The 25020-nt window shown below is 44.2% G+C and carries 30 protein-coding genes and 1 other annotated feature; of the genes, 27 read left to right on the top strand and 3 right to left on the bottom strand.

Features of this window, described 5'->3' with window-relative positions:
- Positions 1–56: 56 nt before the first annotated feature.
- The 11 genes from minC to pheA all read left to right on the top strand — a co-directional run bounded on the left by minC (position 57) and on the right by pheA (position 7368).
- Positions 57–734 carry a septum site-determining protein MinC gene (minC, locus tag A3M5_RS0112175; RefSeq protein ID WP_018394060.1) on the top strand — a complete coding sequence of 226 codons (678 nt, stop codon included), beginning with the start codon at positions 57–59 and terminating at the stop codon, positions 732–734.
- A gap of 1 nt (position 735) precedes the next feature.
- On the top strand, positions 736–1542 hold the full coding sequence (minD, locus tag A3M5_RS0112170; protein WP_018394059.1) for a septum site-determining protein MinD: 807 nt from the start codon (positions 736–738) through the stop codon (positions 1540–1542).
- A gap of 84 nt (positions 1543–1626) precedes the next feature.
- A complete protein-coding gene (locus tag A3M5_RS0112165) occupies positions 1627–2076 on the top strand; it encodes a hypothetical protein (RefSeq protein WP_018394058.1) in 450 nt (149 codons plus the stop codon).
- Positions 2069–2884 (top strand): M50 family metallopeptidase, encoded by an 816-nt coding sequence (locus A3M5_RS0112160; protein WP_018394057.1) that lies wholly within the window; start codon positions 2069–2071, stop codon positions 2882–2884. The genes A3M5_RS0112165 and A3M5_RS0112160 overlap by 8 nt, the downstream gene beginning before the upstream one ends.
- Positions 2885–2931: 47 nt before the next feature.
- Positions 2932–3005 (top strand) — a sequence feature (ribosomal protein L21 leader region).
- A 12-nt stretch (positions 3006–3017) separates the two neighbouring features.
- Positions 3018–3326: a 50S ribosomal protein L21 gene (gene rplU, locus A3M5_RS0112155; protein WP_018394056.1), complete on the top strand. Its 309-nt coding sequence runs from the start codon at positions 3018–3020 to the stop codon at positions 3324–3326.
- Positions 3327–3338: 12 nt separating this feature from the next.
- A complete protein-coding gene (locus tag A3M5_RS0112150) occupies positions 3339–3671 on the top strand; it encodes a ribosomal-processing cysteine protease Prp (RefSeq protein WP_018394055.1) in 333 nt (110 codons plus the stop codon).
- 13 nt (positions 3672–3684) lie between these two features.
- Entirely contained in the window at positions 3685–3969 is a 285-nt protein-coding gene (rpmA, locus tag A3M5_RS0112145; protein ID WP_018394054.1) for a 50S ribosomal protein L27, read from the top strand.
- 164 nt (positions 3970–4133) lie between these two features.
- Positions 4134–4670 (top strand): Spo0B C-terminal domain-containing protein, encoded by a 537-nt coding sequence (locus A3M5_RS22950; protein ID WP_018394053.1) that lies wholly within the window; start codon positions 4134–4136, stop codon positions 4668–4670.
- 15 nt (positions 4671–4685) lie between these two features.
- Positions 4686–5975 (top strand): GTPase ObgE, encoded by a 1290-nt coding sequence (gene obgE, locus A3M5_RS0112135; protein WP_018394052.1) that lies wholly within the window; start codon positions 4686–4688, stop codon positions 5973–5975.
- Positions 5976–6003: 28 nt separating this feature from the next.
- Positions 6004–6465, top strand: coding sequence for a transcriptional regulator ThrR (gene thrR, locus A3M5_RS0112130; protein ID WP_034286227.1), 462 nt, complete (start codon positions 6004–6006; stop codon positions 6463–6465).
- 33 nt (positions 6466–6498) lie between these two features.
- The gene (pheA, locus tag A3M5_RS0112125) at positions 6499–7368 is read left to right on the top strand and encodes a prephenate dehydratase (RefSeq protein WP_018394050.1); all 870 of its coding nucleotides are present in this window, start codon (positions 6499–6501) and stop codon (positions 7366–7368) included.
- 39 nt (positions 7369–7407) lie between these two features.
- On the opposite strand, the gene A3M5_RS0112120 is transcribed toward pheA, so the two are convergent.
- Together A3M5_RS0112120 and A3M5_RS0112115 are read right to left on the bottom strand one after the other, a co-directional pair.
- Positions 7408–7941 carry a transcription repressor NadR gene (locus A3M5_RS0112120; RefSeq protein WP_018394049.1) on the bottom strand — a complete coding sequence of 178 codons (534 nt, stop codon included), beginning with the start codon at positions 7939–7941 and terminating at the stop codon, positions 7408–7410.
- A gap of 20 nt (positions 7942–7961) precedes the next feature.
- Positions 7962–9065, bottom strand: a complete 1104-nt coding sequence (locus A3M5_RS0112115; RefSeq protein ID WP_018394048.1) for a cysteine desulfurase family protein — start codon at positions 9063–9065, stop codon at positions 7962–7964.
- 95 nt (positions 9066–9160) lie between these two features.
- Between A3M5_RS0112115 and nadB the strand changes: the two genes are divergently transcribed.
- The 15 genes from nadB (at position 9161) to yajC (ending at position 23032) form a co-directional block, all read left to right on the top strand.
- Complete coding sequence (gene nadB, locus A3M5_RS0112110; RefSeq protein ID WP_018394047.1) at positions 9161–10747, top strand: L-aspartate oxidase; 1587 nt, start codon at positions 9161–9163, stop codon at positions 10745–10747.
- Positions 10701–11561 (top strand): carboxylating nicotinate-nucleotide diphosphorylase, encoded by an 861-nt coding sequence (gene nadC / locus A3M5_RS0112105; RefSeq protein ID WP_018394046.1) that lies wholly within the window; start codon positions 10701–10703, stop codon positions 11559–11561. Before nadB ends, nadC begins: the two co-directional genes overlap by 47 nt.
- Positions 11548–12657, top strand: coding sequence for a quinolinate synthase NadA (gene nadA / locus A3M5_RS0112100; protein ID WP_018394045.1), 1110 nt, complete (start codon positions 11548–11550; stop codon positions 12655–12657). Before nadC ends, nadA begins: the two co-directional genes overlap by 14 nt.
- A gap of 67 nt (positions 12658–12724) precedes the next feature.
- A complete protein-coding gene (locus tag A3M5_RS25825) occupies positions 12725–13618 on the top strand; it encodes a LysM peptidoglycan-binding domain-containing protein (protein ID WP_018394044.1) in 894 nt (297 codons plus the stop codon).
- 116 nt (positions 13619–13734) lie between these two features.
- Complete coding sequence (locus A3M5_RS22940) at positions 13735–13959, top strand: hypothetical protein (RefSeq protein ID WP_026221702.1); 225 nt, start codon at positions 13735–13737, stop codon at positions 13957–13959.
- A gap of 177 nt (positions 13960–14136) precedes the next feature.
- Complete coding sequence (locus A3M5_RS0112085) at positions 14137–14889, top strand: DeoR/GlpR family DNA-binding transcription regulator (RefSeq protein WP_018394042.1); 753 nt, start codon at positions 14137–14139, stop codon at positions 14887–14889.
- The gene (gene pfkB, locus A3M5_RS0112080) at positions 14886–15800 is read left to right on the top strand and encodes a 1-phosphofructokinase (RefSeq protein WP_018394041.1); all 915 of its coding nucleotides are present in this window, start codon (positions 14886–14888) and stop codon (positions 15798–15800) included. The genes A3M5_RS0112085 and pfkB overlap by 4 nt, the downstream gene beginning before the upstream one ends.
- A gap of 14 nt (positions 15801–15814) precedes the next feature.
- Positions 15815–17689: a PTS fructose transporter subunit IIABC gene (locus A3M5_RS0112075; protein ID WP_018394040.1), complete on the top strand. Its 1875-nt coding sequence runs from the start codon at positions 15815–15817 to the stop codon at positions 17687–17689.
- Positions 17690–17795: 106 nt separating this feature from the next.
- Positions 17796–18602, top strand: a complete 807-nt coding sequence (locus A3M5_RS0112070; RefSeq protein ID WP_018394039.1) for a uroporphyrinogen-III synthase — start codon at positions 17796–17798, stop codon at positions 18600–18602.
- 82 nt (positions 18603–18684) lie between these two features.
- Positions 18685–19299, top strand: a complete 615-nt coding sequence (gene ruvA, locus A3M5_RS0112065; RefSeq protein ID WP_018394038.1) for a Holliday junction branch migration protein RuvA — start codon at positions 18685–18687, stop codon at positions 19297–19299.
- 18 nt (positions 19300–19317) lie between these two features.
- Entirely contained in the window at positions 19318–20325 is a 1008-nt protein-coding gene (ruvB, locus tag A3M5_RS0112060) for a Holliday junction branch migration DNA helicase RuvB (protein WP_018394037.1), read from the top strand.
- The gene (locus A3M5_RS0112055; protein ID WP_018394036.1) at positions 20322–20528 is read left to right on the top strand and encodes a DUF2905 domain-containing protein; all 207 of its coding nucleotides are present in this window, start codon (positions 20322–20324) and stop codon (positions 20526–20528) included. Before ruvB ends, A3M5_RS0112055 begins: the two co-directional genes overlap by 4 nt.
- 14 nt (positions 20529–20542) lie before the next feature.
- Positions 20543–21601: a tRNA preQ1(34) S-adenosylmethionine ribosyltransferase-isomerase QueA gene (gene queA, locus A3M5_RS0112050; protein ID WP_018394035.1), complete on the top strand. Its 1059-nt coding sequence runs from the start codon at positions 20543–20545 to the stop codon at positions 21599–21601.
- Positions 21588–22727 (top strand): tRNA guanosine(34) transglycosylase Tgt, encoded by a 1140-nt coding sequence (gene tgt / locus A3M5_RS0112045; protein ID WP_018394034.1) that lies wholly within the window; start codon positions 21588–21590, stop codon positions 22725–22727. The genes queA and tgt overlap by 14 nt, the downstream gene beginning before the upstream one ends.
- A 35-nt stretch (positions 22728–22762) precedes the next feature.
- Positions 22763–23032, top strand: a complete 270-nt coding sequence (gene yajC, locus A3M5_RS0112040; RefSeq protein WP_018394033.1) for a preprotein translocase subunit YajC — start codon at positions 22763–22765, stop codon at positions 23030–23032.
- Positions 23033–23077: 45 nt separating this feature from the next.
- Here the strand turns inward: yajC and spoVB are convergent, their stop codons facing one another.
- Entirely contained in the window at positions 23078–24592 is a 1515-nt protein-coding gene (gene spoVB / locus A3M5_RS0112035) for a stage V sporulation protein B (RefSeq protein WP_018394032.1), read from the bottom strand.
- A gap of 98 nt (positions 24593–24690) precedes the next feature.
- Here spoVB and A3M5_RS0112030 point away from each other — a divergent pair, with 98 nt between their 5' ends.
- Positions 24691–25005, top strand: coding sequence for a post-transcriptional regulator (locus A3M5_RS0112030; protein WP_018394031.1), 315 nt, complete (start codon positions 24691–24693; stop codon positions 25003–25005).
- Positions 25006–25020 lie beyond the last annotated feature (15 nt).

Genomic DNA, 25020 nt, shown 5'->3' with positions numbered 1-25020 from the left:
AAGGAACTTGGCATCGTGTTGTCGAATAATGAGACGTACAGAGGTGGAAACTAGCTATGAAAACGGGACAAAACGTAGTCATTAAAGGCACGAAAGACGGCCTCACTCTTCAATTAAATGATAAATGTGCGTATAATGAATTAATAGAAGAATTAGTAGAAAAACTGGATACCGTTACAAATGATGGGCAGGACGCGCTTATTACCGTAACGGTGCAGACTGGTAATCGTTACGTAACAGAAGAAGACAAAGAAGTATTAAAAAATGTCATTCGAAAGCGTCAGCACCTCGTAGTTGAGGACATTAAATCAAATGTGATAACGCTTGATGAAGCGGTGCGCTGGAAAGAAGAAGAAGAGATTGTCTCTTATGCGGGCCGGATACGTTCGGGACAAGTTCTTGAAGTGCCGGGTAATCTATTATTAGTCGGGGATGTAAACCCGGGCGGCACGATCAAGGCTGGGGGAAGTATTTATGTGATGGGCGCATTAAAAGGCGTCGCGCATGCCGGATGCTATGGAAACGACAGGGCTGTTATTGCAGCAGCGAAAATGATGCCGACGCAACTTCGCATCAGTAATCATTTGACAAGATCTCCTGACCGTTATGACGAAGAAGAAATAACAGAATCTGAATGCGCTTTTATTAATGAAGCGGATCAACTTGTCATTGACCGGCTGCAAGTGCTAAAATATTTGCGGCCTGATATATCGACGTTTAAAGGGGGCTTTTGAAGTGGGTGAAGCAATCGTCATTACTTCTGGAAAAGGTGGTGTCGGCAAAACAACAACGACAGCCAATCTAGGAACAGCGCTCGCGCTGCAAGAAAAGAAAGTGTGTCTCATAGATACAGATATTGGTCTTCGGAATCTCGATGTGGTCATGGGGCTTGAAAACCGAATTATTTATGACCTTGTCGATGTTGTCGAAGGGCGCTGCAAAACACATCAGGCACTTGTCAAAGATAAGCGTTTTAACGATCTTCTTTACTTGCTCCCAGCTGCACAGACGACGGACAAGTCAGCCGTAACACCGGAGCAGATGAAGAAGTTAATAGAAGAATTAAAGCAAGATTATGATTACATATTAATCGACTGTCCGGCCGGCATTGAACAAGGCTATAAAAACGCCGTAGCTGGTGCAGATCATGCGATCGTTGTGACGACGCCTGAAAAGTCCGCTGTACGCGATGCAGATCGCGTCATTGGCCTTCTCGAAAAAGAAGAAGGCATGGCACCGCCGAAACTCGTCGTCAATCGGATTCGCAGTCACATGGTGAGAGAGGGAGACATGCTCGATGTCGATGAGGTAGCATCACATTTGTCGATTGAATTAATCGGTATAGTTGCAGATGACGATGAAGTGATTAAATCATCCCATAACGGAGAGCCAGTTGCTCATAATCCGAATAACCAGGCATCCATTGCATACCGCAATATTGCCCGGCGCATTTTAGGTGAATCTGTGCCGCTCCAGCAGCCGGATCAACAGCAAGAAACCATTTTCACGAAATTTAAACGATTTATTGGCATAAGCCGATAATAGAGGAAACCGCTTATTAAAGCGGTTTTTTTCGTATTTTCTCCTGCTTTTGCATACACTTAAGAAAAGGCAGGAGGAGTCATTGTGAAGAAGAAAATAGCGGGTTCATTGCTTCTATTTTTATTCGTGTACGCAAATCGAGATCATGCGGCTGTCATTTGGTTGTTTACGGATGATTTCACATTTGCCCGTACTGCTTCTATGTATGAACAGCATCTTGGTATATTGCTACCATCTTTAGATAAAGAAACAGATCGAGCTATTATGGCTGCCAATGTTTCACATGGGTTAAAAGCAGATAAAGAAGGCATGGTCGTACGAATCAATCGAAAAGATCATTTAATTGTGCTCCAGCATAAAGATGACAGCGAAACGGAAGTGAATGGTCTGTATGTACATGATTTTCGGCTGTTTGAAAAAGTGAATAAAGGAGAATGGATCGGGGAAGCGGCGATGGAATCGGTCCATATTATCGTACGCAAAAATGGACAGGTAATTTCAGAAAAAATAATGGAGCCTGCAGAAATTGATTAGCGTTCATCCGCTTACGTGGCTGCTGGCCGCTGCCGCTGCTGCGATTGGAATGTTTGCAGAAGCTCTTTGTTTATTAATAATTGTTTTTATACATGAACTCGGTCACGCGGCAGCGGCAAAATATTGCGGCTGGCGTATTGTCAAAATTGAATTGCTTCCGTTCGGCGGAAAGCTGGAAACGAGTGAACATGCCGGCCGGCCGCTCACAGAAGAATGGCTTGTCGTCCTGGCCGGTCCAATGATGCATATTCCGATGACGTGTATAGCCATTTTACTTGTGAAAGCAGGCATGATGGAACCGGCGATCTATGCGTTGTTTTTTCAATTAAATGTTCTTATTCTTTTCTTTAATTTATTGCCAGTTTTGCCGCTTGACGGTGGGAAAATGGTGTTGCTTCTGTTATCAGCTGTCCGGCCTTATTATGCTTCGTATAGGCTGGCCATCCATTTTTCTTTTTTTATGCTTGTTTGTCTGTTTGGTGCGGCGGTCTATTTTCTTCCATTTTATATACAATTAATTTTGACCGTTTCTTATGTTGCAGTACAGCTTCTTGTCATGTGGAAGGAAAAAGAGTATATGTTTATCCGATTTTTAACTGCACGTTTTTACGAACCTGTACCCCTCCGAGTAAAGCGAATTCATATTGACAACCAGCAGTCTTTACTTGAAATGGTTCGCATGTTTCGACGAAATCGAACACATCTTTTTATTGTGAACCAAAAAGAGAACATCACGGAATCGCGGCTATTGGCACATTATTTTAAAGGCAATAAAAAGGTCGATGAAATCATGGAAAATAACGATTGACATAGAAATACGAAAGTGATAGAATTCATATGTTATTGTTTGTAGCACCCGTGCTACAACCGCACACAGCAGGTTCAAGCATCGAAAGATCACCTGTCACGTGGCGAGTCTGAGTAACTAGGGAGGTGCAGGAATGTACGCAATTATTGAAACAGGCGGCAAGCAGATCAAAGTTGAAGAAGGCCAAGAAATCTACATCGAAAAATTGAACGTAGCAGATGGTGACTCTGTCACTTTTGATAAAGTTCTTTTCGTTGGCGGCGATGACGTAAAAGTTGGAAGCCCGATCGTAGAAGGTGCAACGGTAACGGCGAAGGTTGAAAAGCAAGGACGCGCGAAGAAAATCATCGTTTTTAAATTCAAAGCGAAGAAAAACTACCGCAGAAAGCAAGGACACCGTCAGCCTTACACAAAAGTAGTCATTGAAAAAATCAACGCATAAGGCGATGATCCGATGATTTATGTAAATGTCAAAAAAGATCAATTCGGCTTTATTTCATCGTTCACAATGGAAGGACATGCCGGTTACGCTGAAAAAGGCGAAGACCTTGTCTGCGCTGGTGCATCGGCTGTTTCATTCGGTTCACTGAATGCAGTCATAGCACTGACAAACGTAACGCCTGACATTGATCAAGGCGAAGATGGCGGTCTACTTTCATGCTTCATTCCGGAAGACTTGCCGGTTGAAGTCAGAGAACAGGTGCAGCTTCTTTTAGAAGGTATGGTCGTTTCATTGCAGACGATTGAACGCGAGTACGGACAGTATATTCAAATAAACTTCCAATAGGAGGTGAAAACACATGTTGAAATTAAATCTTCAATTTTTCGCATCCAAAAAAGGGGTAGGTTCTACTCGAAACGGACGTGACTCTCAGTCGAAGCGTCTTGGCGCTAAGCGTGCAGACGGTCAATTCGTAACAGGCGGATCTATCCTTTACCGTCAACGCGGTACGAAAATTCACCCGGGTGAAAACGTAGGACGTGGCGGAGATGATACATTGTTCGCAAAAACGGACGGTATCGTTCGTTTCGAACGCGTTGGACGCGATCGTAAAAAAGTAAGTGTTTATCCAGCTGCTCAATAAGCAGACGGACAAATGGAGGTGTTCTGAAAGTCATACTTTCGGAACACCTCCATTTTTTTATGCATTGCAGACTATCTTTCCCGTTCAAACTGTAAATTTTTCTGCTATACTAACAGAAAGGAATTTGTTGTTTTGGAACGGACACGGGAGGTGCACAAGTACAGATGAAAGAAAAAGATTGGACCATTATAGATGTACTCCGTCATGCGCGGCATGACTGGATGAATGACATACAGCTGATTAAAGGTTTTCTAGCTTTAAATAAAATAGATGAAGCGGCCCGTGCAGCCGATCATATTATTGTCAAAGCTGTGCAGGAAGCGAAACTGTGCAATCTTGGTATGCCAGGGATGGCGGAGATGTTCATCACATTTAACTGGGAGAAACATAAATTTTTGCTTGAATTTGAAATAAATGATGAAATCGTTATAGAAAAAGTGGATGATCAACTTGTGACCCGTTTTTTTCAATCCATCTTTTCATTGTTGGACCGGCACATTTCACAATATAGCGGTCAACATGTATATACTGAGTTTTTTGAAAAAGAAGGACGTCTGGCTGTAAGGATTGAATGGGCCGGTGAGCTTGTCGACCGATCTCGTTTAATAGAACAGATCCTGCAATTGCTTCAGTCTGATGCAATGTACGGCGAAATCATGAAATCAGATGATCAGGATATACTAATAGAAGTGAACTTTTAGGAGGAAAAAAACAATATGTTTGTAGATCAGGTTAAGATATATGTAAAAGGCGGCGATGGCGGGAATGGCATGGTTGCATTCCGCCGTGAAAAATATGTGCCAAACGGGGGTCCGGCTGGCGGTGACGGTGGAAACGGAGCGAATGTTGTATTTGAGGTGGAAGAAGGTTTACGCACGCTGATGGATTTCCGTTATCAGCGTCATTTTAAAGCGCCTCGAGGAGAACACGGCATGAGCAAAGGGATGCATGGTAAAAATTCAAAAGATATGATCGTTAAAGTACCGCCAGGAACGGTCGTGACAGATGATGTAACAGGCGAAGTCATTGCGGATTTAGTCGAGCACGGACAGCAGGCCATTATTGCCCGCGGTGGACGCGGTGGACGCGGCAACAGCCGTTTTGCGACACCGGCAAATCCAGCACCGGAAATTTCAGAGAATGGTGAGCCTGGTCTTGAACGCGACATTACACTAGAATTGAAATTGTTGGCAGATGCCGGTCTCGTAGGCTTTCCAAGCGTCGGTAAATCAACGCTTTTATCGGTCGTCACAGCAGCGAAACCGAAAATTGCAGCGTATCATTTTACAACGCTCGTGCCGAATCTCGGCATGGTAGAGACGGAAGATGGACGCAGCTTTGTTCTCGCTGATTTACCGGGATTAATTGAAGGAGCGCACGAGGGAACAGGCCTTGGACACCAGTTTTTGCGCCATATTGAACGGACGCGTGTCATCGTTCATGTACTGGATATGTCTGGTATGGAAGGTCGTGATCCGTATGAAGATTACATCACGATTAATAATGAATTGAAAGAATACAATCTCCGTTTGACGGAGCGTCCGGAAATTATTGTCGCCAATAAAATGGACATGCCGGATGCGGAAGAAAATTTAGCGGCATTTAAGAAAAAAGTTGATCCAGATGCAGTTATTTTTCCGATTTCAGCGTTAACACAAAACGGTTTGCGTGATCTATTGTTTGCCATTGCTGATAAAGTGGATGAAACACCGGAATTCCCACTTGATTACGAAGAAGAAGATTTGTCCGTAAACCGTGTTGTATACCGCCACGAAAAACAGGAAGCGGAATTTATTATCACTCGTGGCCTGGATGGTGCATTCGAATTGACAGGCAGCAAAATTGAAAAGCTGTTTAAAATGACCGATTTTTCGCGTGAAGAATCGATTCGCCGATTTGCGCGGCAACTCCGTTCGATGGGGGTCGATGATGCTTTGCGTGAACGTGGAGCAAAACATGGTGAGATCGTACGTCTCATGGACTATGAGTTTGAATTTATTGACTAACAGCTGACAGCGGTTTGGAAAATGGGGGATGGACTTGGGGAAAAAAGAGCAAAATGAAAAATTTTATCTCGTACGTGAAGATGTGCTTCCAGAAGCGATGAAAAAAACGCTCGACGCAAAAGAGCTGATTGAGCGAAAAAAAGCCGATTCAGTATGGGAAGCTGTTCAGAAAGTGGACTTGAGTCGGAGCGCTTTTTACAAATACCGCGATACGGTGTTTCCTTTTCATACGATTGTTAAAGAACGGATTATTACGCTGTTTTTTTATCTGGAAGACCGGTCCGGTACCCTATCTGAACTGCTGGCGGTTGTGGCGGGCTGCGGTGGAAACATCTTGACGATACATCAGACTATTCCACTGCAGGGGCGCGCAAACGTAACGATTTCTTTAAATGTTACCGATATGAAAGTGGGGCTCGATGAACTGCTAGTCCGCTTGAAAAAACTTGAATTTGTCGATACGGTGGAAGTACTCGGTTCGGGTGCTTAACGTGTTTTAACAGAGACTATAGGAGTGAATGGTTTGAGAAAGATTGCTTTTTTAGGACCAGCAGCGACATTTACTGATATCGCTGTGTCAGATGCGTTTCCAGATGATGAACGTATTCCATGTGTTACAATTCCGGAATGTATGGATTTTGTGTTAGAAGGAAAAGCGGATCTGGCTGTCGTACCAATTGAAAATGCACTTGAAGGCACAGTCAATATGACGATTGATCATCTTTTTCATGAAGCAGATTTGACGATTGTCGGAGAGTTGACAGCGCCGATTCAGCAGCACTTACTCGTGCATCCTGATCATGCGCCACAATGGAAAGAGGTAGGACGTGTGCTGTCGCATCCGCATGCCATTGCACAATGTCATAAATTTTTGAACCGTGAATTATATGGAATCCCGACTCAACAAATGACATCAACGGCCGCCGCCGCGAAATATGTAAACGAACATCCAGAGCAATGTATTGCAGCTATTGCGAATTCATTGTCGGCAGAAGAGTATGGTCTTGTTGTCGTACAGACGGATATTCATGATTATCATTTTAACCATACACGTTTTCTTGTATTGTCGAAAACACATGAAGAATTGACATTTCCTTTGCCGCAAACGGGTGGGAAAACGACGATCGTTGTGACGCTGCCGACAGACCGACCGGGTTCGCTACATCAAGTGCTGGCGACGTTTGCATGGCGTAACTTAAACTTAGAAAAAATCGAGTCGCGGCCGCTTAAAACGGGTCTCGGTAACTATTTTTTCATCATCGATGTCGCACAGCGAATCGATGATGTGCTCGTTCCAGGCGCATTCGCTGAAATGGAAGCACTTGGCTGTAAAGTACAAGTGCTTGGCAGCTACTACGGATATGAAGTAGGACAAACTCCAAGTAAAATATAAAATAAGACTGCCTGGGAAAAGGCAGTCTTATTTTATATTTTACTCCAGCAAAAGCCCTGCTTTATCCAGCACCTGTTCTGCTTCATCAAGTGTCGCTTCATCTTTTGCAGAAATGGTGTGCAAGTGAACGCCGCTTGTTAGTTCAGACAAATAAGCAGCGTTCGTTTCGTTAATTTTTTCTAAAAAGTGGAGGGCTTCTTTTCGGTTTGATACCATAATGGAAGCCGTTAAATCTCCGTAAACAGGATGTTCAATTTTTACATCTTTCACAAGAACGCCAAGATCGACAAGCAGAAGTAGTTCTTCCTCTGTCTTGTCCGGTGGATGAACACAGGCGACAATTCGTTCATACCCGGTTTCTTCTTGGTTAGTTAAGTACAAATATCCTTGGCTTGTTGCCATAATCGGAACACCGCTTGCTTTTAATAATGTGATATCACCAACGATTACTTGACGGCTTACGCTTGCTTTTTTAGCTAACTCACTGCCAGTCAGAGGTTTATTTTCATGTTGAAGCCAGTTTAAGAGCAACGAACGCCGCTCTTCACCAGCGAGTTTCTTTTTATCTGTCATCCGTTATCCCTCCACTAGTATCATATCATAGCCGCCTCCGTTGCGACATGAGCGAGTGATCGGGCGAGTTCCAGCACTTCTTCTTCTGTCGTCCCGTAGCCAAGTGAAATACGGAAAAACTGCCGTGCTTCATCGATTGACAGGGCCATTGCGATAGCTGCTTTCGTCCCTGCAGCAGCAGATGTATCGCATGCGCTTCCAGTCGAAATATATATATTTTTTGCATTTAATGAGAGCATAACGAGCTGACCTTCTATGCCAGGAATACACATCCCAATTACACCAGGAAACTGTTCTGCTTCATCAGCTTCAATCCATTTACAAACCGTTCCATTCAGTTCTTTTTTTAACAAGTTTCTTAAATGGGCAAGATGTTTCAGGTCAATCGGAAATTGGGAAGCTTCGGCAAAGGCAGCGATCGCAGGGGTGTCTACTGTACCGCCTCTTACTCCTTTTTCATGTGTTAGTCCAGGAAAGACCGGTGTGATTAAACAATGCGGTGACAGATAAATAGCACCGCATCCTTTAGGGCCGCCAATTTTATGAGCTGAAAATGTCATTGCATCGGCTTCAATCCCCGTTACATCTATTTTCCCGAAAGATTGTACACAATCTGTATGAAATAAAATCCCGTGTTTTTTTGCCAACTTGGCGATTTGTTTAACAGGCTGAATGGTGCCGATTTCAGGATTAATGTGTTGAATGGAAATGAGTACTGTATCAGGACGAATGGCTGCTAAAACATCTTCTGCGGAAATAACGCCTTTTTCATTCATCGGCAATTTTGTTACTTCGAATCCTTCAGCTTCAAGTAACGCCATGGCAGAATGAACGGATGTATGTTCTGCCATCGATGTGATCACATGCATTCCTTTTCGATTTCTAGCCATCGATAAAATGGACAGTATGTTTCCTTCAGTGCCGCTTCCTGTGAAGTAAATCCCGTCTGCCGGCACACCCGCTTTTTTGGCAATTTGTTCACGGCATCGCTGCAACAATAAATGAGCTTTCGTTCCTTCATCATGAGGACTGGATGTGTTTCCAGGAAAATGCATTGCTGCTTCTATATAAACGTCAATGGCTTCTTTTCGCATTGGTGAAGTAGCTGCATAGTCAAAATACATTATTTACACTTCTCTCTATCGTAAATTTAATCTTGTCATATTGTTTATTTTATGTGAAGATAGGTGTCAAGACAACTGTAAAGTGAGGGTAAGCGATGAAATTTACGTCACAGGTCGTCATTATTGGATCAGGCATTGCCGCTTTGCAGGCAGCCAAACATTTAGCATCGCAATTAAATGTGATTATTATCACAAAGTCAACGATAAGGGATAGCAATTCGTATTATGCACAGGGAGGCATCGCAGCTGTGATGTCTACAAATGATACGTACCGTTCTCATATAGAAGATACATTAAAGGCAGGGGAACATCATCATAACTTGTCTGCTGTCGAACAACTTGTAGAAGAAGGGGCACGAAGCGTACAACAGCTTTTAAAGGGGGGATTTCCAGCAGACCGCCATTCAACGGGCACGCTTTCTCTCGGTTTAGAAGGAGCACATAGTGAACATCGGATTGTTCATTCTGGCGGTGACGCGACTGGAAAAATGACAATCGAGCATTTATTAAAGTCTATGCCGGATAATGTACGCATTGTGGAACAAGAAATGGCATTTGAACTTATTGTGTCAAATGAAAGATGCACCGGTGTGAAAACGAAAACGATTGACGGCACGATACACACATATGAAGCGGATCATATAGTGCTGGCAACGGGCGGAGCAGGAGCGCTCTATCCATTTACCTCAAATAGGAAAACGTTAACAGGTGACGGGATTGCGCTTGCTTACCGCGCAGGTGCAGTCGTGACAGATATGGAGTTTGTTCAGTTTCATCCGACTCTTTTATATATAAATGGTGAAGCAAAAGGGCTTGTGTCAGAAGCGGTTCGCGGAGCAGGAGCAGTACTTGTAGATGAAAGTGGACGCCATATTATGGAAGGAATTCATCCGATGAAAGATCTTGCTCCCCGGCACATTACCGCGTTTGAACTATACAAAGCACGCAAAAACGGTCATGATGTGCTTCTCGATATTTCCATGATTGATCATTTCGAGAAGAGCTTCCCAACCATAACCGCTCTGTGTATTAAAAATGGAATTGATATAAAAGACGGATTCATCCCCGTTGCACCAGGCAGCCATTTTTTAATGGGCGGAGTAAAGGCGGATTCGCAAGGGAAAACGTCCATTAATGGTTTATATGCAATTGGTGAAACAGCCTGTACGGGTGTACACGGAGCAAATAGGCTTGCAAGTAACTCCCTTTTAGAAGGAATCGCTTTTGGAAAACGAATGGCGGCGTATATATTGTCTTGTGATCAAAACGTGCAGGTCAAAAAGAGGGCCGCGATTGCTTTTCCATTAACTGTTCCACCGCTTTTTGAAATAGATGAATTGCAAGCGATGATGATGGACAACGTAGGTATTACTCGAACGAAAGAAGGGCTTAATCGTATAGTAGATTGTTTGAAGGTTGTGGAAAATACAAACGGAGATATAAGTCACTTATCCGTTTCAGAAATAGAACGATTGTTTATGCATACGACAGCGTATTTAATTGCAAGGTCAGCACTTGAGCGAACTGAGACGCGAGGTGCCCATATTCGAGCAGATTTTCCGGAAGCGAGAGAACAGTGGGGGCAAAGCTGGGTGACATTTGAAAAAGGAAAAATATCGGTGAGGAGTGGAGAACATGAATGGAATCAAACTCGATCAACTGCTTACAGCATTTTTTATTGAAGATATTGGCGATCGGGATGTATCAGGAGAAAGCATCTTTTCTGAAGAGGAGATGGGATCATTTACATTTACAGCGAAAGAAGCTGGTATTTTTTGCGGACGGGCTATCATTGAAAGAGGATTTCGGTTAGTCGATGAACATGTAACGGTGTCGGTTTTGAAAAAAGATGGCGACGTTGTGAGGCAAGGTGAAGTGATTGCTCGTATTCAAGGTTCATTGCGCGCGCTGCTTTCTGGGGAACGGGTCATATTAAATCTTGTGCAGCGAATGTCAGGCATCGCGACAGCAGCGGCGCAGGCAGTGAAAGAAACAGAAGGAACGAATGCGCGCGTCTGTGATACGAGAAAAACGGTGCCTGGATTGCGCATGATAGAGAAATACGCAGTGAGAACAGGGGGTGCTTTTAATCATCGCACCGGTTTATACGATGCTGTTATGTTAAAAGATAATCATATTGCTTTTGCTGGAAGCATTTCGAGTGCTGTAGAAAAAGCACGTTCTGCTTGCGGCCATACGATGAAAATTGAAGTGGAAATTGAAACGAAAGAGCAGCTGATAGAAGCAGTGGAAGCGGGCGCGGATATTGTCATGTTTGATAACTGCACGCCTGAACAGATCAAATCATGGCTGCCGATTGTACCGGCGCATATTGCAACAGAAGCATCCGGGGGGATTACGATTGAAAATATACGCGACTATGCGTTAACGGGTGTTGGCTGGATTTCTCTCGGTGCATTAACGCATTCAGTGAAAGCACTTGATATAAGTGCACGAGTGGACATGAAAGGGGCTGTTTTAAATGGCATTAAATGAACTGTTAAAGACGAATGAAGGAATGCTTCCGGAAATATACCGGCATATGGAGCGGGGGGCAATGGAACAGCGGGTGCGCGAGATTAAACAAGAACTTGGCTCTGCCCTGTTCATTCCAGGTCACCATTATCAAAAGGATGAAGTGATTCAATTTGCCGATGCAATTGGGGATTCATTGCAGTTAGCACAAGTGTCGGCGGCGAACCAGGCAGCAGAGCACATTGTCTTTTGCGGCGTGCATTTTATGGCAGAAACGGCTGATATTTTAACGAATGACGACCAAACGGTCTATTTGCCTGATATGCGTGCGGGCTGCTCGATGGCGGATATGGCAGATATTTATCAAACTGAACGGGCTTGGACGACTCTCCAGCAAACATTCGGTGATACGATCATTCCGCTCACGTACGTGAATTCAACCGCTGCTATTAAAGCATTTACCGGAAGAAATGGCGGTTCATGCGTTACATCATCGAATGCGCGCTCGATGGTAGAATGGGCATTTACGCAAAAACAACGTATTTTATTTTTGCCGGATCAGCATCTTGGCCGGAATACGGCATTTGACATCGGTGTGCCGCTTGACCATATGGCGGTTTGGAATCCGATCACAGATACGCTTGAATATGACGGAGATATCGCGAATGTTCAAGTTATTTTGTGGAAAGGACATTGCTCTGTTCACGAAAACTTTACCGTTTCCAATATTGAAGAACTACGCCGGACGAGACCGGACATGAACATCATTGTGCATCCGGAATGCCGCCGGGAAGTGGTGGCATTATCTGATGATAATGGGTCCACGAAATACATTATTGACGTAATCGAAAAGGCGGAACCTGGTACGTCCTGGGCGATCGGAACAGAAATGAATCTAGTGAAACGGATTATTGCGAATCATCCTGATAAAGACATTATCTCGCTGAATCCAAATATGTGTCCATGTTTGACGATGAACCGAATTGATTTGCCACATTTGCTCTGGTCGCTAGAAACAATTAAGGCAGGTAAAAAAGGCAATATTATTAAAGTAGACGAGAAAACAGCATTACAGGCAAAGATGTCACTTGACCGGATGCTGGCACGGGCAAACTGACATTTTTTCGGCACAGCAGGGTACCGGGCGCATACAATATGTTGAATGCTCATTGAGGAGGGAAACAATGAAAATCCATATTGTTCAGCGCGGTGACACACTCTGGTCGATTTCTGAAAAGCACGGTGTTTCGTATGAAGAAGTAAAGAAGCTAAACGCTCATCTGGCAAATCCGGATATGATTGTACCGGGTATGAAAATTAAACTGCCTGATACTGTCAGTCATAAGGGCGGCGAGCGTCCATATAAGGGCAGTGAGCGTCCATATAAGGGCAGTGAGCGTCCATATAATGGTAGCGAGCATCCATATTCGAACGAGAAACCGAATGGCCGTCCGCCGCTACTAGAATCGGAAATGGACGAGATGAAGGAACCAAAGATGCCATCGATGCCGATTCCGCCGATGTCAGAATCGCCAATGCCATCGATGCCGATGCCAGAATCGCCAATGCCATCGATTCCGCCGATGCCGGAATCGAAACTGCCGGTACCGCCGATGCCGGAATCGACACTGCCGGTACCGCCGATGCCAGAATCGCCAATGCCATATCCATCGATGCCAGAATCGCCAATGCCATATCCATCGATGCCATGTCCGCCGATGCCAGAACAGTGGATGACACAACCCGTTCCAGCACCATCTCCTGCTGAACATGGATATGAACAGGGATATGAGCACGAAATGATGATGCCATGTCCACCAATGCCATGCTATTTTTACCCGATGCCTTTTCCGATGCCTCATGCAATGCCTTATGCAATGCCTCAAATGCCTCATGCAATGCCTTATGCAATGCCTCAAATGCCTCATGCAATGCCTTATATGCATGAGATGGAAACAGAGCAAGAAGAAAATGAAATGAAAGAAAATGAAATGAATGAAAATGAAATGAATGAAAATGAAATGAATGAACATGGATTTCCGCATATGATGCCGCATTGTCCGTACTGCAATCGATGAAGTGAAACGTAATGGTGAAGACGCGCAATATGTGCGTCTTTCTTTCATATGAACAAATGAAAAAGACCAAGAAGGGAATGCTACCTTTAATCAGAATTTTAAAAGGGGGCAGTGAAGTGAAAACGCTATTTGCCGAATTAACATTTGACGAAACGAAAATTTCAGGTGATATTCAATCTAAATTAAAAAGTGCTCTTTTGAAACACGGGATAAACGTTATCGCTGTAACAGATAAACAGCTAGAGGGTACGCTCCGAGAAAGCGAAATGGATAAAAAAGACGGCATTCAAGTGCAGTCTGATTTGAACTCAGCAGGTGCAGGCGGCATGGTTTCACCTTAATAGAGAAGAGAAGTCGATCAGCATCATGCTGATCGACTTTTTTAGTGTAAACAATCAATATGTATGGATTATTGGTTTGTCTTGATTGATTTTGAATTAATTTGATTGAAAATGATTGTTTTCTTATAAAAGCGGTTGTATAATGAAGGAAACAAAAAGAACAGGGGAATGAAGGCAATGTTGACGGAAGAACGTCATTTGACCATTTTAAACCTTTTAAAAGAAAAAGAAGTAGTCAAAATTCATGAATTGACTGAATTGACAGGTGCCTCAGAGTCGACAATACGCAGGGACTTGACCGATTTAGAAGATAAGGGTCTACTTAGACGTGTTCATGGCGGTGCAGCGAAAGTATCAAGAAAACGCACAGAACCGTCGATGAACGAAAAAACGAACCGATTTTATGAAGAGAAAAGTGTGGCTGGCCGTCTTGCTGCATCCCTCATCGAGGACGATGATTGTATTTTCATTGATGCGGGCACAACGACATTAGCCATTATTCCTTACATTCAAGCAAAAAATATTGTGGTTGTGACGAATGGATTTGATCATTTGCGACTGCTTGCTGAACGGGGAATTGAAGCATATGGTACAGGCGGCAGGCTGAAAGAATCGACAAAAGCATTAACTGGCACCGGTGCTGTTCACAGTTTGCAGCAATATTGGTTTGATAAAGCATTTCTTGGCGTAAACGGCATTCACATGGTGGCTGGCTACACAACGCCGGATCCGGAAGAAGCAATAGTTAAGAGAGAAGCACTAAAACGAGCACAGCAGCCTTTTATTGTAACCGATGCATCGAAATTTCAGGAAAGCACGTTCGCCTATATAGCAAAATTGGAAGACGCGGTCATTGTGACAGGTAAAATAACTGATAAAATGAGGCGGATGTTTGCAGAAAAAACGGACATTAAGGAGTCGTTAATATGATTTACACGTGTACGTTAAATCCAGCCGTCGACTATGTTGTGCGAGTGGAGGATTTTCAAGCAGGCGGCTTGAATCGATCGGAGAGTGCCGATTTATATGCGGGTGGGAAAGGGATCAACGTGTCACGCCTATTGAAGAGGCTTGGCAGCGATACGTGTGCTATCGGATTTGCGGGCGGATTTATAGGCGATTTTATTAAAAGTGAACTTGACCGTGAAGGTGTTTTCCACCGATTTACATCCGTTCATGGCGTCACACGTATTAACGTGAAACTAAAATCAGGTACCGAAACAGAAATTAATGGACCGGCTCCGTCTATTTCGGAAGAAGAGGCGAATCGACTAGTGCAGTTGACGGGAGAGTTGACAGAGCATGATTGGTTTCATATCGGCGGCAGCGTACCATCGTCCCTTCCAGCAGATTATGTAGGTACATTAATGGACACCGCACGCAAAAAAGGAGCACGTGTTGTCGTGGATACGAGCGGTGCGGCATTAAAAGCTTTACTGCCATACAACCCTTTTTTTATTAAACCAAATCATCACGAGTTGAGCGAACTATTTAATACAGATGTTAATACGAAGGAAGAAGCGGCATTTATTGCGAAAAAATTAGTCGATGGCGGTATTGAAAATGTTATCGTTTCTATGGGCGGTGATGGAGCGGTTTTTGTTAACAATGAATCAATTTATTTTGCCGTATCACCAAAAGGAACGGTGAAAAATACAGTCGGGGCAGGCGATTCAATGGTTGCCGCGTTTATGGCGAAAATTGATGCTGGACTTGCACCGCATGAAGCATTTCACTGGGCAGTTGCAGCCGGCAGTGCGACGGCCTTTTCTGATGATCTATGTACGAAAGAAGAGGTAGAAGATGTCTATAGCCATGTGAAAATTGTAAACGTAGAATAGGAGGGACGGTCAAAATGAAAATCACTGATTTGTTGAAAAAAGATACGATGATCCTGGACCTTTCAGCGACAGATAAAGTTTCTGTCATTGATGAGCTCGCAGCGAAATTAGATCAAGCAGGCCGCTTGAATGACCGTGTCATTTTTAAAGAAGCGATTTTAGCGCGCGAGGCACAAAGTACAACCGGTGTCGGCGAAAGTATTGCGATTCCACATGCGAAAACAGCTGCTGTTAAAGAAGCGGCGGTCGCATTCGGTCGTTCAAAAGCAGGTATTGACTATGAATCACTTGATGGACAGCCGGCACATCTATTCTTTATGATTGCAGCTCCAGATGGCGCAAATGAAGCACATCTTGAAACATTATCAAGCCTTTCTTCTTTCTTAATGGACCCTGAATTCCGTCAAGTATTGATGAACGCGCGTACAGAAGAAGATATCATCCGTGCATTTGAATCGAGTGAAGATGCGCCTGTTGAAGAAGAAACAGCCGCACCTGTTCAATCGGGTGCACCGTCTGTTCTCGCTGTGACAGCCTGTCCAACTGGGATCGCACATACTTATATGGCAGCGGATGCATTAAGGGCAAAAGCGAAAGAAAAAAATATTCATTTTAAAGTGGAAACAAATGGGTCAAGTGGTGTGAAAAATGCGCTGACAGCCGATGAAATTGCGAACGCAACAGCGATCATCGTGGCGGCGGACAAGCAAGTGGAGATGGAACGCTTTAAAGGTAAGCATGTCATTCAAGTACCGGTCGCACAAGGGATACGCAATCCAGATGGACTTCTTGACCGCGCTGTAAAGCAAGATGCGCCTGTGTTTCAAGGGGGAGGCGGCTCATCGTCAGCTGATTCATCCGGTGGCAACTCAGCGGGAAACGCTTTTTATAAACATTTGATGAGCGGCATATCTATGATGCTTCCGTTCGTTGTCGGCGGCGGTATTTTAATTGCCCTTTCTTTTGCATTTGGTATTGATGCGGTGAATCCAGATGATCCATCCTACAATGCGTTTGCGAAAGCACTTTCTGACATAGGCGGTGGCAGTGCCTTTGCGCTTATGATTCCAGTATTAGCAGGCTTCATTGCGATGAGTATAGCGGATCGTCCAGGTCTCGCGCCTGGGATGGTCGGCGGTATTTTAGCGGCAAGTGGCGGTTCTGGATTCCTCGGCGGTTTAATTGCCGGTTTCCTTGCTGGTTATGCCGTTGTAGGTTTCAAGAAATTGTTTAGCGGTCTTCCGCAGTCACTTGACGGAATAAAACCGGTTCTCTTGTATCCGCTTTTCGGTATTTTTATTACGGGTATCATTATGATTTATATCATTAACGGTCCGGTTGGTGCATTGAATACATGGTTGGTCGAAGTACTAGGTAATATGGGTACAAGCAACCTTGTTCTTCTTGGTATTGTTCTTGGCGGTATGATGGCTGTTGATATGGGCGGACCAGTGAACAAAGCGGCGTTCACATTCGGTATTGCGATGATCGATGCAGGAAACTACGCACCACACGCAGCGATTATGGCTGGTGGTATGGTTCCGCCATTAGGTATTGCTCTTGCAACCACATTTTTTAAATCAAGATTTACAACACAAGAAAAAGAAGCGGGTAAAACAAACTATATTATGGGACTTTCATTCATTACGGAAGGGGCGATTCCATTCGCGGCGAAAGATCCGGCACGTGTCCTCCCGTCAGCGATTGTCGGATCAGCTATAGCTGGAGCGCTGACGATGATGTTTGGCATCGGGCTTCCAGCACCGCATGGCGGACTTTTCGTCTTCCCGATTGTGCAAGGTAACCCATTTCTTTATCTCGCGGCCGTTATAATCGGATCTCTAGTTACAGCTGTACTGCTTGGTATCTTGAAAAAACCAATTAAGTAAGTAATGATGGAATGGGACGGTTCAACAATACGTTGAACCGTCTTTTTTATGGAAAAATGCAAGTGAAAAAGATAGTATTAAAAGAAAAGAGAAACGGGGAGAAAACGTGGGAAACTTACATGAGAAGCGAATTGCGATTACGGGTTCAAGAAAAATGGATGAAATGTGTACGATGGTTGAAAAAAAAGGCGGCATCCCGCTTGAGCGTCCGTTGCAGGAAACGATTAAATGTACACCGGAAGAAATGAAAGCAGCCATTGAGTCTGTTACGCAAAAAGGGACGGACTGGAGCATATTCACAACAGGAATTGGTACTAATACGTTATTTGAGGCAGCTGACTCACTCGGATTGCTTGATGAATTAACACAAGTCGTTGGAGCCTCACGTATTGCCAGTCGTGGATATAAAACGGTGCAAGCGTTGAAGAAGTATGGATTTACATCTGAAATTGTTGATGGGGATGGAACAAATGCTGGATTGCTTCACGCGCTTCAGGATGTTTCATTTAGCGGTCATAATGTTTTTTTGCAGCTGCATGGCGAACCTGTCCCTGCTCTTGAAAATACATTGGCCGAAAAAGGAGCAGATGTATCACGCGCATTGCCCTATAAAACGACTGTTCCGAATCCAGCGATTGTCACACAGCTTGTCGATGAGGTAATTGCAGGTGAGATCGAAGCGGTACTATTTACTGCTACCCCGCAAGTACGCGTGCTGTTTCAAGAGGCGGAAAAACGCCATTTGTCAACTGATTTGGCAAAAGCATTTAACGAAATAGCCGTTGCTGGATCAGTTGGAAAAGTGACGACAGGTACGTTAAATGAGTATGGGATCACGCGTGTCGTCGCACCAGAGCGTGAACGGATGGGAGCATTAATTGTGGCCATCGACGAGTATTACAAAACTAACTGAATATTCACGGAACGGACGTTCCTTTTTTAGTTCGTGTATGGTATGATAGAATGAACGAATCGTGTTTAAAGGAGACAAAAAATTGTACGAGTACATAAAAGGTACTATTTCATTCATTGGACCAGAATACATTGTGATTGAAAACAACGGAATTGGATACCGGCTGTTAACGCCAAATCCATTTGCATTTTCAAAATACGAACAAACGACTGTGACTGTTTATGTGTATCATCACGTGCGGGAAGATGCGCAGCTTTTGTTTGGTTTTATGATATCGGAGGAAAAGCGGTTGTTTGAAAAGCTGATCAGCGTATCTGGCATCGGACCAAAAGGAGCGCTTGCGGTACTTGCATCAGGTGAGCCGTCACATGTAGTCGGTGCCATTGAACGGGAAGACGAACCGTATTTAATAAAGTTTCCGGGTATCGGGAAAAAAACAGCACGCCAGATGATTCTTGATTTAAAAGGGAAACTGGATGGTGTGACAAGTGATACGCTTTCAGGTTTATTTCAGCCTGAAAAAGAAGCGGTTGCCGCGGCGTCCGGTAATATAGAGTTGGAAGAAGCTCTTCTCGCACTGGAAGCACTCGGCTATTCTGTGCGGGAAATTAACCGTATTTCCGCACGCCTTGAAAAAGAAGAGGCCATGCCAACGGATGAATACATTCGAAAAGGGCTGCAGATGCTGCTTGGATAAAAAGGGGGTTCTTTCCATATGATAGGGGATAATCGTGTACTCTCAGGTGATGCCGGAGCTGATGAACGGTTTGAAGAGCAGTCGCTCCGTCCGCAGACACTGAATCAATATATCGGACAGGATCAAGTGAAACAAAACTTGTCCATTTTTATCGAAGCTGCTTTAAAGAGAGAAGAAACACTGGATCACGTGTTATTATACGGACCGCCGGGACTCGGAAAAACGACGATGGCTGCCGTCATCGCGAACGAAATGGGTGCTGGATTCCGAACAACATCGGGACCGGCGATTGAACGACCAGGGGATCTAGCCGCTGTATTAACGGCTCTTGCACCAGGCGATGTGCTGTTTATTGATGAAATTCATCGCCTGCCGCGCTCAATAGAAGAAGTGCTGTATCCGGCGATGGAAGATTTTTGTCTTGATATTGTGATTGGTAAAGGACCGGAAGCACGCTCTGTTCGCCTTGATTTGCCGCCGTTTACGCTTATCGGTGCAACGACGCGTGCAGGTGCCCTGTCTGCACCGCTTAGGGATCGGTTTGGCGTTCATTCACGGCTCGAATATTACACGACGGAACAGCTGACAGATGTCGTGCTGCGGACAGCTGATATATTTGGAACAACGATCGAAGCAGATGGAGCAGAAGAACTGGCACGCCGCTCACGAGGTACGCCGCGAATAGCGAACCGTTTATTAAAACGTGTACGTGACTATGCGGAAGTACGCGGTGATGGGAATATTACGCTTGAAAAAGCAAATGAAGCACTTGAGCTGCTGCAAGTCGACCGGCTCGGACTTGATCATATTGACCATAAACTGCTCACGACCATTCTTAGCCGTTTTAAAGGTGGTCCAGTCGGGCTTGATACACTTGCGGCAAGCATCGGTGAAGAATCAACGACGATTGAAGATGTGTATGAACCGTATTTATTACAAATTGGCTTTTTACAAAGAACGCCGCGTGGGCGCGCTGCGCTGCCGGCTGCCTATGAACATTTTCATATGGAGATACCGGCACAATGACTGGATTGGGTAAACTATTCATGATCATTGGAGCCGTTCTGCTTGTCATCGGCATTTTGATGCAGTTTACAAAGCTTGGCCGGCTTCCCGGCGATATTATCATAAAAAAAGAAAATGCGACTATTTACTTTCCGATTGTCACATCGATTGTTGCAAGCATTGTGCTGTCGCTTATTTTTTATCTAGTTGGAAAATGGAAATAATTAGAGGTGTGAATATGAAAGTAGAAGATTTTGATTTTGATTTACCGGAAGAACTAATTGCGCAGATACCGCTTTTAGAACGTGCAGAAAGCCGGATGATGGTGCTGGACAAACAAACGGGCAACATACAACATGACGTTTTTAAACATATTGTTGAGTACATACAACCTGGCGATTTGCTTGTTTTGAATGACACAAAAGTGCTACCGGCCCGTCTTCATGGTGTGAAGGAAGAGACAGGCGCAAACATTGAAGTTCTTCTTTTAAAGCAGGATGAAAAAGATGTATGGGAAACGCTCGTTAAACCGGCGAAGCGTATTAAAGAAGGCAGCATCATTTCATTCGGCGATGGAAAGCTTCGCGCTGTGTGCACCGCTGAAAAAGAACACGGCGGACGTATGCTTCGCTTTGAATATGAGGGGATTTTTTATGAAGTGCTTGATGAACTTGGCGAAATGCCGCTTCCTCCCTATATAAAAGAACAGCTTGAAGAAAAAGACCGCTATCAGACGGTCTATGCAAAAGAGCGTGGATCTGCTGCTGCTCCGACGGCAGGGCTTCATTTTACAGAACAGCTGTTAAATGAGATAAAGATGCGCGGTGTACGTGTTGAGTTTATTACGTTGCACGTCGGTCTCGGAACATTCCGCCCGGTTTCAGTAGATATGATTGAAGAGCATGATATGCATGCGGAGTATTATACTATTTCGAAACAGACGGAAGACGCCATTCGTGAAACGAAAGAGAATGGTGGACGTGTGATTGCTGTCGGAACTACGTCTGTCCGAACGCTGGAAACAGCAGCGCTTGATCACGGTACTGTAAAAGAATCAAATGGCTGGACGGATATTTTTATTTATCCAGGGTTTGAATTTCGTGCAATTGATGGGATGATTACGAACTTTCATTTGCCGAAATCAACGCTTATTATGTTAATCAGTGCGCTTGCAGGACAAAAGGAAGTGCTAAAGGCATACGCTGAAGCGGTAAAAGAACAGTATCGCTTTTTCAGCTTTGGTGATGCGATGCTTATTATCGATTCGAAAGGTGGGACTGAATATGACAGCCATTAAATATGAACTCATTAAAACGTGCAAGCAGACGGGTGCACGGCTAGGCCGCGTTCATACGCCGCATGGAAGCTTTGAAACACCCGTATTTATGCCCGTCGGCACGCTCGCAACGGTAAAAACAATGTCACCGGAAGACATTAAGCAAATGGGGGCGAACATTTTACTGAGCAACACGTACCACTTATGGCTTCGCCCGGGTCATGACATTGTACAAGAAGCAGGTGGCCTCCATAAGTTTATGAATTGGGATGGCGCTATTTTAACGGATTCTGGTGGCTTCCAGGTCTTTTCATTAAGTGAATTTCGGAAAATTGAAGAAGAAGGTGTTCATTTCCGCAACCATATAAACGGAGACAAATTATTCTTATCCCCGGAAAAAGCGATGGATATCCAGAATGCACTCGGTTCTGATATTATGATGGCGTTTGATGAGTGTCCGCCGTATCCAGCTGAATATGAATACATGAAAAAATCGGTCGAACGTACATCCCGTTGGGCAGAACGCTGTTTAACTGCGCATAAGCGTCCTGAAGACCAAGGATTATTCGGCATTGTGCAAGGGGGAGAATACGAGGAACTGCGCCGTCAAAGTGCGCGTGATCTCGTATCGCTTGATTTCCCTGGCTATGCGATCGGTGGTTTGTCCGTTGGCGAACCGAAAGATGTCATGAATCGTGTGCTTGATTTTACAACGCCGCATTTGCCGACAGATAAGCCGCGCTATTTAATGGGTGTCGGTTCACCTGATTCATTAATTGATGGGGCGATGCGCGGCATTGACATGTTTGACTGCGTACTGCCAACACGCATTGCCCGTAATGGCACATTAATGACAAGTGAAGGCCGTCTCGTTGTGAAAAATGCAAAATATGCGCGTGATTTCGGTCCGCTCGATCCAAATTGTGACTGTTATACGTGTAAAAATTATTCGCGTGCTTACATTCGCCATCTGCTTCATTGCAATGAAACGTTTGGAATTCGACTAACTACTTATCATAATCTTCATTTTCTGGTAAACTTAATGGAAAACGTACGTCAAGCGATCCGAGAGGACCGGCTTGGTGATTTCCGCGAGGAGTTCTTTGAGCAATACGGTTTCAACCGTCCGGATGCAAAAAACTTTTGACGTCTTCTGTTTTTGGAAAGGAGTGAAAAAAGAATATGAATCAATTATCACAGTTTTTACCATTAATTGTTATGTTTGCACTGTTTTATTTCCTGTTGATCCGTCCACAGCGAAAACGCCAGCGTCAAGTGTCAGAAATGCAAAACAACCTGCAAAAGGGAGATAAAATCGTCACGATTGGTGGACTTCACGGTAGGATCGAATCCTCTGATGAAAAAACGATCACGATCGTATGCGGCGATGGCACACGCTTAACGTATGACCGCGCATCTATACGTGAAATTGTCGATAAAGGCACCATTTAATCAAAAAACAGCCTCCAGAGCTATTACTTCTGGAGGCTGTTTTTGTTAAGAACGCCAGAACAGCAGTGTAGATATATCTTTTTTCTTGAAAATACCAAGAGCAGCCGCGCCGAATAAATACATAATGAAACAAAAGAGGATGCCGCTTAAAAGATGGGGAACGGGTGTTGTATATAAAAATGGCATAACTGCGTCCATTGCAAGATATGTAAAGACAACAAGGAGCATCATTTTTATATAAAGACCATATTGCAATTTCATCGGAACGGCTTTTAGCATGGATGCTGTATGAAGAAGTGTGACGAGCACGATACTTGATGCAATTCCGATAGCGGCGCCGGTAATGCCAAACTGGGGCTCCTTAGCGAATAAAAAGATGACGCATAGTTTTACAGCATTACCGAAAAAGCTGTTCATCATCGCAGCACGGGACAAATTTAATGCTTGCAGGACAGCTTGCAGAGGTCCTTGGCAGTAATATAAAAGGAAAAACGGTGCCATAAGTTGAATTAAATCGGCTCCTTTTTCGGTATGATACATAATGGACATGAGCGGTTTTGAAAATAAAAACAGAACAATCACCGCGAAGCCGCCTGAAAAAAAACAAAACCGAATGGATTCATTAATACGCCAGGCAATCGCGCTGTACTTTTTTTTACTGAATGATTCACTAATATCCGGTACGAGTGAAGAAGATAGGGCAAGTGTTAAAAAAGACGGCAAAAACATAAGTGGGAGTGCATAGCCGGTTAACACACCATATTCCTTCATTGCAGCGCCTGCTGTCAGTCCGGCAATCGCTAAACTTTTGACGACAACGATCGGTTCTAAAAACCAGGCACCAGATCCGATCAGCCGGCTGCCAACTGCCGGCAGAGCGGTTTCAGCTAGTTCGTTGGTCAACTGACGATTTGTTCTTTTTCCGGGCCATTTGCGTAGCTTCCGCCAATCTGAACGAAAAGCCCCAAGTAAATAAAGAAGTGAAGCGAGTTCACCGGCAGAAGCAGCGGCCATCGCGCCGGCGGCCGCATATTCAATCCCGTATGGCAGGAACATGCGTCCGGAGACGATAATGAGCGCAATCCGCACGATCTGCTCTATCAGTTGTGATAGTGCGGCGGGTTTCATATTCATCACACCGTGAAAATAACCACGCAAAATCGATGAAATGGCAATGATCGGAATAGATGGTGCAATCGCATAAAGAGGAAAAACAGCACGTTTGTCATGAAAAAGCGTTTCAGCAAGATATGGTGCAAGCAAGCAAAGAAGCGGTGTGAAAATGCATGCAAGCGATAAGGTGAAAAAAAGGGAACTCATTAAAATGTGTTTTCGCTGTTGATCATTTTCAGCAGCCGCAACACTTCTTGTGACAGCAATAGGCAATCCAAATTGGACAGCCGTGACGGTTAAAATAAATGCGGGAAATACGGCCATATACAGACCGATCCCTTCTTCGCCGATTAAACGGGCAATGATCATTCTGTTCACGAAACCGAGTATTTTTACGAGGAAAATGGCCCCTGCCAGCCACATCGTTCCTTTTATAAATGATGACAATGTGCCACCGCCTTTTCTGAAAAAGTAATTGTAAAGAAAATATTGTATAATGAGATATATGTACAAAGAGGGACGAGCATGACAGGGGGACACGATTGATGGACAAACATCCGTATGACACATATTACCGAAAACTTTTACCTGCATTGGTTAGTAAAGTGGAAGAATTTAAGCTATTTGAATATCATACAGTCAGTATTCAAACGCTCTGGCATTATTTAACGAAAAAGAAATGGAAAGTCGTACAGGAAGAACCGGCAGTCTCCAAATTGGTCTCAGATGTATTATCCGTGAAGCCCGGTGATTATATGAGTTTCACACAAGTAAGTGCTTACAAATCACCAGAATGGGGTACGCCGCTTTCAGATGAAGAAATGACGAAATTATTTGAACCGCGTAAAAATAGTGAGTAAATTGACAGTCTCTTT

Origin of the sequence: Bacillus sp. 37MA (genome assembly GCF_000372765.1) — a bacterium.
Lineage (GTDB): Bacteria > Bacillota > Bacilli > Bacillales > Domibacillaceae > Domibacillus > Domibacillus aminovorans.
The sequence above is the reverse complement of the archived record's forward strand: the minus strand, read 5'-3'. Positions and strand labels throughout refer to the sequence as shown.